The organism is Francisella halioticida, assembly GCF_002211785.1.
In the GTDB taxonomy this organism is placed as follows: Bacteria; Pseudomonadota; Gammaproteobacteria; order Francisellales; family Francisellaceae; genus Francisella; species Francisella halioticida.
Genome location: NZ_CP022132.1, coordinates 518996 through 534127, shown reverse-complemented (window position 1 = coordinate 534127; position 15132 = coordinate 518996). Strand labels below are relative to the sequence as shown.

Here is a 15132-nt window from a genome sequence, read left to right as displayed (position 1 = left end):
ACTTTTCACTTTTGCACCCATAGCTCAACTGGATAGAGTACTCGGCTACGAACCGAGCGGTTAGGGGTTCGAATCCCTTTGGGTGTGCCATAGTTAAATAATACAGATCTCATCTAAGCCCTTAAATGAAATGGTATCTTAAAAAGATACAAGATTATCTACTTCATGAGGTCTTGTGGAAGTGCTACAAATCAAACTTGTTTCACAGCTAAAATGGTAGGTTAAAAAGGCTTTTTCAATAGGCTATTAAGTATCTAGTTTTGAATAGATATGGCAGCTATATCAAATTTATTTGATAAAAATCAATTTTTATGAATAATCTGAGCTAATTGAAAATATTGTTAGATTTATTAGAAATGTTCTATTAAATCCGTAGGTTACTTCTCCGAAAGCTTACTTTACTGCCACCTGAAGAATTTTATAGTTTTCCTGATAGAAGATAAACTGTCCCTGTTATTCAATACCACTTTATAAAATATTTTTATTCCTTGCTTTTATGCAGCATCTAAAATACCAGAATATACTTCATCAGGAGTCATATATCCAATACTAGAATGTAGTCTTTCATTGTTGTAAATATCAATATATTCTTTGATACCTACTTTAGCCTCTTTCATAGTTATATAATCATCATTACTACTAAATTTTGATATTGGTGTATAATAGTACACACTCTTAGATACAGATAATAGTTTAAGCTGATTATTTAAAGATAATTCTAGCTTAGTATCTACAGAGTTTACTCTATCATTTGATGATACCAAGCTTTTTAGCTTTCCCATTAAAAAATCCCTCTCTACTATTACCTCGACTAGTTCTTTACTTGTTGCATCTTTATCTTTTCTAAGCTCATCTATTTCCTGCTTATACTCCTTAACAACAGAGCTTTTATCAAATGCTAAGCAAGCATTAGATAAAAATTGCTGCTTCCAATTATGCACGTTTTTAGGAAGTAAATCATACTTACTTGCTATCTCATTAACTGTCATATCGCCTTCTAGCAATTCTATAATTACTTTAGCTTTAAAATCAGCTGTATACGTTACTCTTTTTTTACTCATTTATCTATTTCCTAATTTATCTAGTTAAGTTTAACATCTAGGAATAAAAATCTTTCTAAAATCAGTAGCTTTTTCTGGGGACATTATAGATGATCAAGTTTCCTATCGCAAAACTGGATTAAGTTTTCTCTATAATTGGAAATTAGATCCTAATATTAAAGTTGGTGATGTTGCAAAACTTACTTTTAGAGGGTCTAATATTAGTAGCAACTTATATACGCATACCACTATGCAAAATATGGTAACAGATCCTGGGTAATTGTACAAAATTAAAAATTTTAAAACAGCTATACTACAATTTACTCTATTTATCTAAATATTATTTAAATTGACAATTATAGAAGCGCTAAAAGCAATTGAAGACCCAAGGCAACAGGGAAAGATAAATTATTCACTAATAAAATACTTATTTATATCAATATGTGCTATTTTTAATAGTGCTGGGACGTGGGAAAATATCACGATGTCTAATACCCCATAAAATTTAAACAATAATTTTTAGAATTTAATTTCATGCGGAAATAGCTCAATGGTAGAGCACAACCTTGCCAAGGTTGGGGTCACGAGCTCGAGCCTTGTTTCCCACCCCACTTTTTTTAATAAAATCTCTTATTAAAAGCTTATGAATATGCTAAAATTTCTTTTGGTAAAAGCTTATTAATATTTTCTTTTTTATAATACGGAATCTAACATGTCACAAAAAATTATTTTAACAGGAGTTACTCCTTCAGGAACTCCTCACTTAGGCAATTATGTCGGTGCAATTAAACCAGCTATAGAAATGGTTCAAAATGCAGATTTTAAGTGTCTATACTTTATTGCTGATCAACATTCTTTAATCAAGTTATGGGATAAAAAATTACGTCAACAATATATATATGAAATAGCATCTTCTTGGCTTGCTCTTGGGCTTAATTATAATAAAGCCCACTTTTACCGTCAATCAGCTATCCCTGAGATTATGGAGCTTACATGGATAATTAGCACAACAGCTGCTAAAGGTTTACTCAACCGTGCTCATGCATATAAAGCCGTCGTTGATCAAAATATTCAAGAAGAGAATGTTGATCCTGATAAAGGTATAACTATGGGATTATTTAACTACCCTGTTCTTATGGCTGCAGATATCCTTATGTTTGATGCTGACTTAGTTCCTGTCGGTAAAGATCAAATACAACATATCGAGATCGCTAGAGATATAGCAAATCGTTTTAATCATATTTACAAAAAAACTGTTCTTAAAACGCCTCAAGCTCTTACAAGTGAAGATAGCCAAACAATATTAGGCTTGGATGGTCGTAAGATGTCAAAAAGCTATGATAATACTATACCTATTTTCTCAACTGAAAAAAAACTGAGAAAACAAATAATGAAAATTATCACAAACTCTCAGTTACCGGAAGAAAAAAAAGACCCAGACGATTGTACAGTTTTTTCAATATATAAAAGTATAGCTACAGAATCAGAAACAGCATTTTTAAGAGATAAATACATAGCTGGGGGCCTTGGCTGGGGTGATGCAAAACAAATCTTATTTGAAAAGGTAAATGAATATTTAGCTGATGCTCGCGAAAGATATGAATACTATATAAATAACCCTAAAATTGTTGATGATATACTCTCTCAAGGAGCAGAAAGAATTCGTCCTTATGCAATTAATAAGCTTAAAGAAATCAAAGATATTATAGGGATATAGTCACAATGCAAAAGTTAGATAATATAATTATTGCTAACTATAGCATACACTCCCTAGGACTTATATGCTGGGCAAAACAAAACTTAAGAAATAACTTTTGTATACTATCTGTTGATACTGGTTTTGCTTCGAATGATTGGAATGACTATTTAAAAAACGTTTTTAATTGGTTTGATCAAGAAGATCTGAAATATTTTCACTTAAAATCAGAAAATACTTTTCAAGAACTAGTCTTAGCACGTAAACAATTCCCATCACAACAGTTTAGCTGGTGTGCAGGTTTCTTAAAAGGCATAACATTACTAAATAAGATCGATGAACTTGATCCTGATGGTGAGACAAATATTCTCCTAAGCCATCGTAGAGATCTATCAAAAGTATCACAACTTTTAAAAAACCTTGATGAAGAGGAAAAATATGATTATAGAGCTTTAGCATATCCATTATTAAATAAACAGTATGACGATATATTAAAACTAACGCAGGACTTACCATTTAAACCTGCTAGTCATAGTTTAGAGTGTCAGCCGTGTATTCATACAACACAAAATGAATTTAAAACAATATCTCAACAAGATATTAAAAAAGTAACTGAATTAGAAAATAAGACAAATAGTTTTATGTTTAACAATCATTGTTTCAATAATTTGAAAGATGATTTTTTTATAAAAAATAATATTTTAGAAGAGCTATCAAAAGCATGTAGCTGGGAATATAGCTGCGGTCTATAGAGGACATTATTATGAATGAATATTTTTTATTTAGTTTATTGACAGTTGTCGCAGCTTTAATGAGCTACATCAATACTAAGTTTTTAAAATTACCTAAAGCCATTGGCTTAACAATTCTTTCTATAACCTTCTCAGCACTATGCGCATCATTTTTGAGTGACACAAACTTTCTTATAGTTGCATTATCAAGTTTTGATTTTAAAACAACTGTTTTAGATGGAATGTTATCGTTTTTATTATTTGCTAATGCGCTACACTTTAACATGATTGATCTTAAAAAAGAACTTAAAGCAGTCTTTGGCTTAGCTAGTATAGGGCTACTCTTATCAGCTATCACAACTGCTGTTTTAATATACGGATTTTGCTTACTAGTTAACTTTGACATTAGTTTTGGATACTGTTTAGTTTTTGGCGCTTTAATATCGCCAACTGATCCAATAGCAGTAATTAGTACATTAGCTGGTAATAAATCAATACCAAAACATATAAAAACTCGTGTAGTTGGAGAATCTTTATTTAATGATGCTACAGGAATTGTTCTTTTTGTCGTACTTTCAAATATTTTCTTCTTTGGCAGCGGTGGAGAGTTTGGCCATGCATTAAGTAGTCATAGCAGTATTAACACTTATATTTGGTTAATTACTAAACAGATTGCAACTGAAGCAGGTGGTGGTATTATTTTGGGTTATATCTTTGCACAGATTGCCCTTATTTTCCTGAAAACCAATCGAGACTCTGAAACATCCATCTTTGTTACACTTGCTGTAGCTAGTATGGGATATGTAATTGCACATAGCCTAAATGTCTCAGGACCTATTGCGATGGTTGTTGCAGGTTTATTTATTGGTAATAATTTATCTGACTGTAAAAAGAACTATCCTGAACAAGTTGATAAAGTTGATAATTTTTGGATGGTTATTGATAATATGCTTAACTCATTTTTATTTATACTTATCGGTTTAGAACTAACCAGTATACCATTTAATATAGGTGCCTTTTGGGTTGGTGTTGCTGGAATATTTATAGTAACTTTTGCTAGATTGATTAGCATATCTATACCAATTACAGCCATTGATAAAAAACTAACTAAAAGTTCAGCAAAAGACAATCTTTTAGTTGCATGGTCAGGTGTAAGAGGAGGAATTTCTCTTGCATTAGCATTATCTTTACCAGATGAAGGTCATGTTATAGTAAGTATGACATATACTGTTGTTATACTTTCAATATTAGCCCAAGGATCAACATTAAAAATAGTGCTAAATATGATTTATCCCCATAACCTTACTAAAAAACCAGCTAATACTGCGAATAAGTAAGTTTAAAAATCATTATAATCATACTTATGATTATAATAAGCTTCCCTCAAGATATTTCTCTTTTTCCTTTTATAAAATTTATATCTAAAATATCTTATTCACACCTGTTAACATAACAGCGATTTTGCCTTTATTCTTTAGAAGGTAAAACAAGCTAAGTCCACTTTATAATATTAATAATTGGTTCTTAATCTAGAGTTATTTGCACCATTATACGCATAGTTCTAAAAGCTTTCTGTTGAAGATATTAAACTTTCATTATACTACCCCAATAAATTAAACAATATTTTCAATTATTTAGTTCCCATCTAAGCCGCCCGTTTTTCCAATAAGTTATCGTAATAAAATTCCATAGGTTTTTTATAATTGATAGACTCATGAAATCTTCTATTATTATAAAAATCTATATAATCATCCACATCGTTTCTTAGTTCAACAATGCCAGGATATTGATTTAAATAAAATCTCTCACATTTAGCACTTCTCCAAAATCTTTCGATGCAAATGTTATCAGTTGCTCTACCTTTACCATCCATAGATATAGTAATTTTTTTATCTAATAATGTTTGGATATGAATGTTAGATGTGTACTGGCTACCTTGATCAGTGTTAAATATTTCTGGTACTCCATATTTATACAGAGCTTCATTTAAAACTTTCATAACTAAACTACTATCCATAGTGTTGGATATCTCCCAACTTAGTACAGCCTTAGAGTACCAATCAATAATAGCTGCCATATAAACTGTGCCAGCATCAGTCTTAATATATGTAATATCTGTAGACCAAACTTGATTAGGTCTCAATATGCTTAAACCTTTTAGTTTGTAACTATAAATAGCATGCTCTTTGTTAGGTTCAGATAAGTTTAAGTTTGGTTTTTTCACCGCCAATATAGCTTTGATGCCTAACTCTTTACGATACTTTTGTACTGTGTTCTCACAGATGCTAAACCCATCTTCTATTAATTGCTTATGAGCTTTTATATAGCCGTAGCAGGGAATCTCCTCATGTATCTGTATAAGCTTTGCTTTTACTTCTTCTTTATGTTCGTTAACCACAGGCTTGTAATATAAACCAGCTCTAGAAACTTCTAATAAGCAACTTTGTTTTACAACAGATAATTTATGCTTAGGATCAATCATCGCTTTTCTATCAGATAATCCCAAGCTTACGAGCTTTCCCTCAAGAAATTCCTTCTCAATTGTTAGTTGTCCAACCTTCTTAGAATACTGATCTATCTTGGTTTGAAGCTTTGCATTGTCTTTTTTATATTGTGATACTGATTTGGATGGATCCATTACCAACTCAGCATTTTCTAAAAAGGCTGTTTTCCAATTATTTATGTTTTTGGGCGTAATATTATATTTTACTGATAACTGTGTGATTGTTTGATCTTTCCCCAATACTTCCAAGACAACTTTAGTCTTAAATTCAACGGTATATATTTTTCTCTTATTACTCATTTACATTTATCCTAAATTGCTCATTTATAGTTTAGCTACTTTAGGAACTAAATTCTCAAAATTGTTGTTAAAATTTCATGGGGTATTATACATAATGATGATTACGCCCATAAAAATCATAGTAATTATCTGTATATTGCTCTGGAAAAAATGATTGAAAAGTATCTTGTCCCCTTGGTATATAATAATCTGGGTGTTGCTGTTTATAATATTTTCTATATAAGTTTTTTGAAATATTATTCATATTTACAATCTATATTGGATCACTTTGCATATTAAGTTTCCTAGAGTTTTTTGATTTAATATTAGAGAAACCAGGAACACCATTTTCTTCTGTTTGATAAACAGTGGAGTATGCATTTAAACTTATTAAAATACTTATAGATAATACTAATACTTTCATCTTAGCTTTTTATAGAATTACTGTTGTTCTTTAATATTGCCAAAGCTTGACCATAATCACAATCATTTAATATCATAACTATAGCTAGCTTAACTGATTTATTAGCTTTTATGTAAAAAACTTGAGCTGTATCATAATCAACACCTGTAGCCTCACATATAATTAATTTTGAGCGTTCAACTAACTTTTCATTTGTAGGTTTAACATCTACCATCAAATTTTGATAAACTTTACCAATAGAGACCATCGATAAAGTTGATATCATATTTAAAATAAGTTTTTGTGTAGTTCCAGCTTTTAATCGTGTTGAACCAGTTAAAACCTCTGGGCCTGGTACAGCCTCTATATTAAACTTAGCATACTTTGATATCTTCGCTCGTTTTGTACAACTAACAGCTACTGTTTCAGCTCCAATAGAATTAGCATATTCTAATGCTCCTATTACATACGGAGTCCTACCACTGGCAGCTATTCCAATAACAATATCTTTTGTTGTTAAATTTATTTGCTTTAAGTTTTTTTCACCAAAACTAGGATCATCTTCAGCACCCTCTTGTGCCTGAATAAAAGCTTTCTCTCCTCCAGCAATAAGTCCTACAATAGTGTTATAATCAACACTAAATGTTGGCGGACATTCTACAGCATCTAATATTCCTAAACGACCGCTAGTTCCGGCACCCACATATATTATCCTTCCACCATTTTTCAAGGTTTGTGAGGTTTTTGTAATTACTTTGACTATATTGTCATGTTGCTCCTTTAACGCTTCTATAACACTATACTCTTCATCTATCATTAAAGCAGCAGACTCTGAAATAGACATTGAGTCAAGTTTAAAACTTCTTTTATTTCTTCTTTCAGTATTTACATTATTCAATATACTCATAATATCACCTTTTTAACTATTCCTAGTGGATAAAGATACTTGCTATCTAAATATATAGGTTCACCAGCAATATCCTCATCCTCTTTACTTTCATCTTCTTCAGAATTATTAGAATTATTAGTTTGGATTTGAAATTGATCATTTACATCATTCCCGTCTTCAGACTCATCCTCATCTCCAAGATTATCTCTAATTTCTTGTACTTTTGAGATTAAAGCACCTGGCTGAGCATATATCCTATTTACAGTATTTTTAACAGCATCAAAATTAGCTAAAATTTGAGGAGCCTCAAAATCGCTAAAAGCTACTTCTTGAAGTATATCTAAATCGTAGTTTAGTTGTATCATTTTGCTATTTGTAAAAACAAATAAATAACCAAATTTTGGTATAATTAACTGAATTATATCACCAGATTGCTCATCATCTTGTGAGTTTGCATCGATAACCATATCATTATTAGTGCCATCAAAATCAAACTCTTTTTCCAACCCATTAGAACCATAATCTAAAGTCTCAAAACCCCCATAACCTTTTATATACTCATATCTTTGAATCTTATTTCGTTCAAATGTAATAATATACATTGAATCTTGAGTTTTTGAAGCTATAACAGGATTTCCAAAAGTCTCTCCATCTATGTAAGTATCCAAACTTTTAGCGACCCTATGATCCCCGTTATAATTAAAGTCACTTACCCCCATAAAAGTCTTACTTTTATTATTTGGATGAAAAATAAGTACCATATTTGCACTTAAATTATTAGATGTATCAGGAACCAAAAGCTTAATATTTTTATCACTTAACTCAGCCTTGAAATCCAACTTATCTGCTAACTTAAGACTATAACTATCATTTGTTCGCGAGTATTTTGAATAATAAACCTCCAATACTTCTCTATTTCCTTTTTTCTGGCTTGCTTTTCTTACCAGCATAAGTTGAGGAGGTTCATCATTTTCTTCAAAATACCACACAACGTCAAAGATATTATCTTTGATAAACTGTGCGCCAGAAGAACCAGAGTTACTATCTCCTTGAATAACCGCCTTCCATTGACCTATATCGTTACCCTGCTCTTCATTTTCAGCTGCAAGTCCTTTAAACATCGTCATTTAAAATATCACTCAATAAAAAATGTGTAGTAAATAACTTATCAGTATCATATAAAAGCAAGTATAAGCTCCATTCACCTTTTTCTAAATTCCAGCCTATTTTTACTTTATAATTAGTTCCCATATAATCTGGTATAGCAACACCTATTTTGGCTTTCTCAGTAAAAATATTTATTTGATTATTTTGTTTTTGTATAAAGCCAATAAAACCTTTCGGAGCATCTTCTATAGTACCATCATCTGCTAGACGATAAGATCTTGATCGGTAATCAGTCATAGCAGCTGCATTTATCATAGGTACATTTATTGCTACATATTCTCCATCAAAATTTTGATACAAATTAGCACTTAACGCGTTATAAATGATTCTCTCTTTTGGATTTATAGCTGACCCTAAATTAAGTGCCTTATATATAGCATTATAACTATTATATTCCTGTGATTGGAAAAGCTCGGCATTATTACCTTTAGGTAATAATGATGATACATCATCATTAACAACTATTTCAAATTTACTATTACCTATCTCAAATTCATTTGATTTGGTAAAATTCATATCATTTTTAGCATTTATCAGGTAAGTTTCACCAAAAACTTTCTCGTTGCTATTTTTAATGATACTTTTGGTAGTAAGCATACCCATTTTAAAAGTGTATAAAAGACCTGTCAATAGCACCATAACAACAAATGAAAATATCAATGCCATTAACCTGAATCTCTAAACTTTAAGCTCTTACGCAGTTTTTGCATCTATGCATCTCCTACCAAAAATATTTTACTTGTTGGATGACCAGAAACTTTAAAAGAAATTTTTAATGCTGAGATTGTATCACTTCTTACATCAACGGATGCTTTCTTTATTTGCTGCCAATTTAACTCAGCATTACCTTTATGAACATCAGAATTTAACACATATTCAATTTTCAAATCACTAACATTATTTATTAGTTCATATATTGATGAGTCATTTGAATTTTGCTTTATATACTCATATAATGAGTAAAGTTTTTTACCATCTTTATCTTTTTTTCCATTAGTAGCAACGAAGAAAATCTCTAAAACATATTTACCTACATAATCACCTACTTTAAACTTATTTTCTATACGCGTTGTTGTTGATACAAAATCTCCCGTTATAGCCCTTGCCTTAACTAAATCACATTCAAAAGCATTACACAATACTAAATAATCATCCATTGAGATATCTTTTTCTGGTAATGTATTTTTCTGAAAATTATTAACCTTAAAAATATTATTTGAGGAATTTGTCTTTAGGCTGGAGTTTAAGCTACTTCTTTGAATTACAAAATAATCTGTATCAGATTCAACACAGTGAATAGCCTTATCAAGATTCATGCTTTTAAAATCTTGTTGATCATCTTTTCGCTGCTGTCAAGCATCAAAACCCAAAGTTAAACCTTCAGGTAGGCTCGAAACTCCTTCAATAGGAGCTTTTCCTATAGTAATAATTAACATTTTTTCAAAGATATCTCCAAGGTTATCCCCCGAGTTATCCACAAAATGCTGATGCAAATCCCCATACTTTGTGATAAAACCTGCATGACCTATAGCATTATAGAAAATTTGCTTAACCATTAATTGATCAGAGTTTATTCTATGTCTTTCATTAAGCTTTGAGTATTGCTGCTTCATATTGAAATAGATACCTAAAGCCATGGTCATTACCATAGCAGCTATAACCATTGATACCATTAACTCTGGCAAGGTAAAACCAGATATCTTATTGCTCTTTTGGATTTTCACTTTGTTTTATCTCTCGCTGGATAATTTTGACTCTATCAGCGACACCCATGGTACCATCAAAAGCTGCTATATTAATTAACTTATAAATCACTTTGACATTATTAGACGCTTTTTTTTGTGCTTTTTTATCAGTCTTTTCAGCTATTTTTTTGATATCAGCGATACTAAATGAATTAAATCTATCCACAGGTTTTTTTTCTTGATTAATAGGTTTTTCTTGCCTTTCTTCTTCTAGAACCACAGTTTTCTTAAATTCTATACCATATTTAGTTTTAGAATCATCAAAAACTCCAGTAAGACGATAAACATTTACCCTTTCATCAAGAATTGTAGCAATCTCATCTTTTTTATTTTCAAGAGTTATATTAACTAAGACACTATTTAAAAGAAGAAAACCTGACGATAATACAAACAACAAAATCATTGCAGCAAGCATCGATTCTACTATACCAAACCCTGCTTGCGATTTTACCATTTGTAAATTCATAAATTACTTTATGCTTATTAAGTTAAGCCTCTTTAAATCGGCCAAAAGACATTAATTTATCATATCTTTTTGAGTTTCTTTGCTCAACAGACATTGCTGATAACTCTTTTAACTCAGCAGCTAAAGCTTTTCTTATATTTGTAGCTGTAGAATCATAATCTCTATGAGCTCCACCTAATGGTTCAGCAATAATATCATCGACTATTTCAAGTTCTTTTAAACGATCAGAAGTTATATTCATCATTTGCGTAACCTCAGAAGCTTTTTCTGCAGTTTTATGTAAAATAGAAGCACACCCCTCTGGAGAAATTGTCGCAAAGTAACTATATTGAAGCATAAACAACTTGTCACCAACACCTATACCTAAAGCACCTCCAGAACATCCTTCACCAATAACTGTACAAATCACAGGAACTCTTAATGCACTCATTTCAAACAAGTTTCTAGCAATAGCTTCACTTTGGCCACGTTCTTCTGCTTTGATACCTGGATAAGCACCTGGAGTATCAATAAAAGTTAGAATAGGCATATTAAACTTCTCTGCTAGCTTCATCAAACGCAAAGCTTTACGATATCCTTCTGGATGCATCATACCAAAGTTATGTTTAATTTTACTTTTAGTATCACGACCTTTTTCTTGACCTATAACCATTACAGGAACATTATTTAGCTTTACAAGACCGCCAATAACAGCTAAATCATCACCAAAAGCTCGATCTCCATGAAGCTCCTGAAAATCAGTAAAAACCAATGGTAAAAGATCTTTAAAGTAAGGTCTATCTGGATGGCGCGATAACTGTACCACTTGCCAATCTGTGAGTTTAGAATAAGTTGACTCCATCAACTCAAGTCTTTTCTTATTTAATTTTTTAAGCTCACCTTCCGTCTTTTCATCTTCAAAAACATTAGTCAAAGATGTAATCTTGTCTTCAACTTCTTTAATTTTTGACTCAAAATCTAAATAATTCATTTCTATTTTCTCCTTTCAAATCCAAACCAATCCATAAAAATAGCTACATAATATTCTAAAGTATTTTAATAAAATAAAAAAGATAACAGTGAATGATTTTCAAAGTTTGTTATATTAAACGTATATAATATAATTCATTAAAATAAAAAAGATTCTAAATTAACTTTATGCAAGACATTTCCCATCATACACCTATGATTCAACAGTACTTGAAAATCAAGGCTCAATACCAGGATATACTACTATTTTATCGCATGGGAGACTTTTATGAACTATTTTTTGATGATGCTAAAAAAGCAGCTGACCTTCTAGATATAACTCTTACAGCCCGAGGTAAATCTAATGGTGACCCGATACCAATGGCTGGCGTACCATATCATGCAGCTGAAAGCTACATTGCAAAAATTGTCAAAAAGGGACTATCTATAGCAATATGCGAACAAATAGGTGACCCCAATACCTCAAAGGGACCAGTTGAAAGGCAAGTTGTGCGTATAATAACACCTGCAACAGTTTCTGAAGAAGCTTTCTTAGATACAAATACAGATAGTATTTTACTAAGTATTTTTGTAAAAAAGGATAAATACCATCTAGCTTATACTAGCTATACTCAAGGCAAAATATATTTGTTGAATAAAATAAATAACCTAACAGAATTAAAAAATGAAGTTTTAAAACTTTCTCCTCAAGAAATTATCACCAACTCCCTGGAGCTTAAACAACAAAACATCTTCCAAAAACCTATTAAAGTTCTAGAAGAATGGTTCTTTAGTAGCTTTGAAGCAAGAAAGCATATAACAGATTCTCTTGATATAAACTTAACAGCTAATGTTTTAAAACAATATAAAACTGAACAAACAATATCTATCGGCTCAATACTAGGATATCTTGCTACTACACTAAAAGATGCTCCAAGGCATATTACAGATATTAGCTTTAATGAGGATGAGCAAATACTTAATATTGACATAAATAGTAGAATAAATCTTGAATTGGATAACACTTCAAAAAGTGGCTTATTAAATATTATAGATAAATGCAAAACAAGTCTTGGTAGTCGATTGCTTAAAAGATATTTCAAAAATCCTACTAAAAACTTAGATAAGATATATTTACGCCATAATATTATAAATAGTTTCAAAGAAAATCATCATTTTTTAAAGCTTCAAGAGGTTCTTAGCTATATCAATGATGTTGAAAGAATAATTTCCCGTGTCGCTTTAGGAACTGTCAAACCTAAAGATTTAGTTTCACTACAAAATTCATTAAAGCAATTTCCAAAACTCAAAAAATTATTGACTGAAAAAAAAACTAATGAGATACAAAATTTAAACAATGGTGTGCACCAACTTGATGAGTTAGTAGAACTTTTAGATAAAGCTGTTATAGAAAATCCTCCCGTAACTATCCGTGATGGCGGTGTTATTAAAGAAGGCTTTGATAAAGAGCTTGATGAGCTTAAAAATATTAAAAATAATTCTTATGATTTCTTATTAAAATTTGAGCAATTACAGAAGCAAAAGACGGGGATAAACACACTTAAGGTTGGCTATAATCGTGTACATGGCTACTATATAGAATTATCCAAGCAATATGCTGATCAAGTTCCTACTGAATACACTAGAAGACAAACTCTAAAAGCTAGTGAACGCTACATTACAGAAGAATTAAAAGAATTTGAAGATAATATTCTTTCATCAAAAGAAAAAGCCTTAGCTAGAGAAAAGTTAATCTATGATTCTCTTCTAAAGAGAGTGCTAGAATACTACAATCAAATTCAGCAAACAGCTGAAAACATTGCTCAAATAGATGTTTTAGCTAACTTTGCAGAGAGAGCTATCAAACTAAACCTCAGACAACCAAACTTTAATAATCATGGCAAACTAGATCTTAAAGAAGTTCGCCACCTTGCTATAGAGCAGAATATTGATGAACCCTTTATCCCAAACAATACTTCATTGACAAAAGATACTCATACGCTTGAAATAATTACTGGTCCTAATATGGGTGGTAAATCTACATATATGCGTCAGGTTGCTCAACTAATATTTCTAGCACATCTTGGTTCATTTGTACCTGCAAACCAAGCAAATATCTGCGATATTGATACTATATACACAAGAATAGGAGCATCTGATGATATTTCAAGTGGCAGATCTACTTTTATGGTCGAGATGACTGAGACAGCTTATATCCTTAACAATGCTTCAAGCAATTCTTTAGTAATAATGGATGAGATAGGTAGAGGAACTAGTACTTTTGATGGCTTATCATTAGCTGAAGCTTGTGCTGAAAAATTTGCTAAAATAGGATCTTTCACACTTTTTGCAACTCATTATTTTGAGCTTACAGAACTTGTAGATAAATATCTAAATATCAAAAATATTCATTTTGAAGCCAAAGAATATAAAGATAATATCTATTTTATGCATAAAGCTGTAGAAGGCGCTGCAAAAAAATCCTATGGTATTCAAGTTGCCAAATTAGCAGGTATCCCTTCAGATGTACTAAAATCTGCTAAACAAAATTTACATAAACTTGAAAACAAGCAGCCTATTATAAAGGATATTAGCCAAACTCAGCCTTCTTTAGATTTTGATGATTTAGAGCAGCAAAACTTATTCAAAGAAAAACTTGATAGTATTGATATTAACAACATAACCCCAGTTGAAGCATTGAATATACTTTTTGAGCTAAAAAAATCTTAATTTATTACATAAGCTTCTTCAATTTGATATAATCCCTAACGTATGCACTTATAATTATTTTTAGGAAAAACTATGCAAAACAATGAAAACCAACCTTCATTTTTAATTCAAAAAGTCTACACAAAAGATACTTCTCTTGAAACTATTAATTCACCAGAATGTTTTAAAGATCAGTGGAACCCAAGCTCTGATTTTAACATTGATATAAATACAAAAAAACTTGATGAAGATAGTTTTGAGCTTGATCTAACTATTACAGTAACAACAACAAACAATGATACAAACGTATATATTGTTGAAGTTACCCAAGCAGGAATTTTTACAATAACAAGTATGTCTGAAGAACAAATTGAATCTGTACTTAACACATATTGTGCAAATACTTTATTTCCTTATGCTAAAAGAGTTCTCGATTCTTCTATTATGAAAGGTGGATTTTTACCTCTAAATTTAGCACCAATTAATTTCGATGCCATTTATATGCAGAAAAAAACTCAACAGTCTGAACAATCAACTCACTAAATAAAAACTAAGA

Annotated in this window: 13 protein-coding genes, 2 tRNA genes and 2 pseudogenes; 8 read left to right on the top strand and 9 right to left on the bottom strand. The window is 30.9% G+C overall.

The window, feature by feature from the left end:
• Positions 1 to 13 precede the first annotated feature (13 nt).
• Positions 14 to 90 (top strand) — tRNA-Arg (locus CDV26_RS02945).
• Positions 91 to 494: 404 nt separating this feature from the next.
• Here the strand turns inward: CDV26_RS02945 and CDV26_RS02940 are convergent.
• Entirely contained in the window at positions 495 to 1061 is a 567-nt protein-coding gene (locus CDV26_RS02940; protein WP_088772028.1) for a transposase, read from the bottom strand.
• Positions 1062 to 1389: 328 nt separating this feature from the next.
• On the opposite strand from CDV26_RS02940, the gene CDV26_RS13920 reads away from it, so the two are divergent.
• The 5 genes from CDV26_RS13920 to CDV26_RS02915 all read left to right on the top strand — a co-directional run bounded on the left by CDV26_RS13920 (position 1390) and on the right by CDV26_RS02915 (position 4804).
• Positions 1390 to 1542 carry a transposase family protein gene (locus CDV26_RS13920; RefSeq protein ID WP_157671405.1) on the top strand — a complete coding sequence of 51 codons (153 nt, stop codon included), beginning with the start codon at positions 1390 to 1392 and terminating at the stop codon, positions 1540 to 1542.
• A gap of 34 nt (positions 1543 to 1576) precedes the next feature.
• Positions 1577 to 1651, top strand: a tRNA-Gly gene (locus tag CDV26_RS02930).
• A gap of 101 nt (positions 1652 to 1752) precedes the next feature.
• Complete coding sequence (gene trpS, locus CDV26_RS02925; RefSeq protein WP_088772026.1) at positions 1753 to 2757, top strand: tryptophan--tRNA ligase; 1005 nt, start codon at positions 1753 to 1755, stop codon at positions 2755 to 2757.
• A 5-nt stretch (positions 2758 to 2762) separates the two neighbouring features.
• On the top strand, positions 2763 to 3488 hold the full coding sequence (locus CDV26_RS02920; RefSeq protein ID WP_088772025.1) for a hypothetical protein: 726 nt from the start codon (positions 2763 to 2765) through the stop codon (positions 3486 to 3488).
• An 11-nt stretch (positions 3489 to 3499) separates the two neighbouring features.
• The gene (locus CDV26_RS02915; RefSeq protein WP_088772024.1) at positions 3500 to 4804 is read left to right on the top strand and encodes a cation:proton antiporter; all 1305 of its coding nucleotides are present in this window, start codon (positions 3500 to 3502) and stop codon (positions 4802 to 4804) included.
• Between the two features lie 308 nt (positions 4805 to 5112).
• On the opposite strand, the gene CDV26_RS02910 is transcribed toward CDV26_RS02915, so the two are convergent.
• The 8 genes and pseudogenes from CDV26_RS02910 to CDV26_RS02885 form a co-directional block, all read right to left on the bottom strand.
• Positions 5113 to 6270 (bottom strand): IS3 family transposase, encoded by a 1158-nt coding sequence (locus CDV26_RS02910; protein WP_088771596.1) that lies wholly within the window; start codon positions 6268 to 6270, stop codon positions 5113 to 5115.
• Between the two features lie 85 nt (positions 6271 to 6355).
• Positions 6356 to 6514 carry a hypothetical protein gene (locus CDV26_RS11910; protein WP_157671403.1) on the bottom strand — a complete coding sequence of 53 codons (159 nt, stop codon included), beginning with the start codon at positions 6512 to 6514 and terminating at the stop codon, positions 6356 to 6358.
• A 9-nt stretch (positions 6515 to 6523) separates the two neighbouring features.
• A complete protein-coding gene (locus CDV26_RS11905; protein ID WP_157671401.1) occupies positions 6524 to 6673 on the bottom strand; it encodes a hypothetical protein in 150 nt (49 codons plus the stop codon).
• Position 6674: 1 nt separating this feature from the next.
• Positions 6675 to 7559, bottom strand: coding sequence for an N-acetylmuramic acid 6-phosphate etherase (gene murQ / locus CDV26_RS02905; protein WP_088772023.1), 885 nt, complete (start codon positions 7557 to 7559; stop codon positions 6675 to 6677).
• Positions 7556 to 9374 (bottom strand): annotated as a pseudogene (locus CDV26_RS02900) (hypothetical protein). The gene murQ and the pseudogene CDV26_RS02900 overlap by 4 nt, the downstream one beginning before the upstream one ends.
• Positions 9375 to 9418: 44 nt before the next feature.
• Positions 9419 to 10432: pseudogene (locus CDV26_RS13790) on the bottom strand (PilW family protein).
• Positions 10410 to 10919, bottom strand: a complete 510-nt coding sequence (locus CDV26_RS02890) for a pilus assembly protein (RefSeq protein ID WP_088772022.1) — start codon at positions 10917 to 10919, stop codon at positions 10410 to 10412. Before CDV26_RS02890 ends, CDV26_RS13790 begins: the two are co-directional and overlap by 23 nt.
• A 22-nt stretch (positions 10920 to 10941) precedes the next feature.
• Positions 10942 to 11889, bottom strand: a complete 948-nt coding sequence (locus CDV26_RS02885; RefSeq protein WP_088772021.1) for an acetyl-CoA carboxylase carboxyltransferase subunit alpha — start codon at positions 11887 to 11889, stop codon at positions 10942 to 10944.
• 167 nt (positions 11890 to 12056) lie between these two features.
• Here CDV26_RS02885 and mutS point away from each other — a divergent pair, with 167 nt between their 5' ends.
• Both mutS and secB read left to right on the top strand, forming a co-directional pair.
• Positions 12057 to 14597: a DNA mismatch repair protein MutS gene (gene mutS, locus CDV26_RS02880; protein WP_088772020.1), complete on the top strand. Its 2541-nt coding sequence runs from the start codon at positions 12057 to 12059 to the stop codon at positions 14595 to 14597.
• 72 nt (positions 14598 to 14669) lie between these two features.
• A complete protein-coding gene (gene secB / locus CDV26_RS02875) occupies positions 14670 to 15119 on the top strand; it encodes a protein-export chaperone SecB (RefSeq protein WP_088772019.1) in 450 nt (149 codons plus the stop codon).
• Positions 15120 to 15132: the final 13 nt, after the last annotated feature.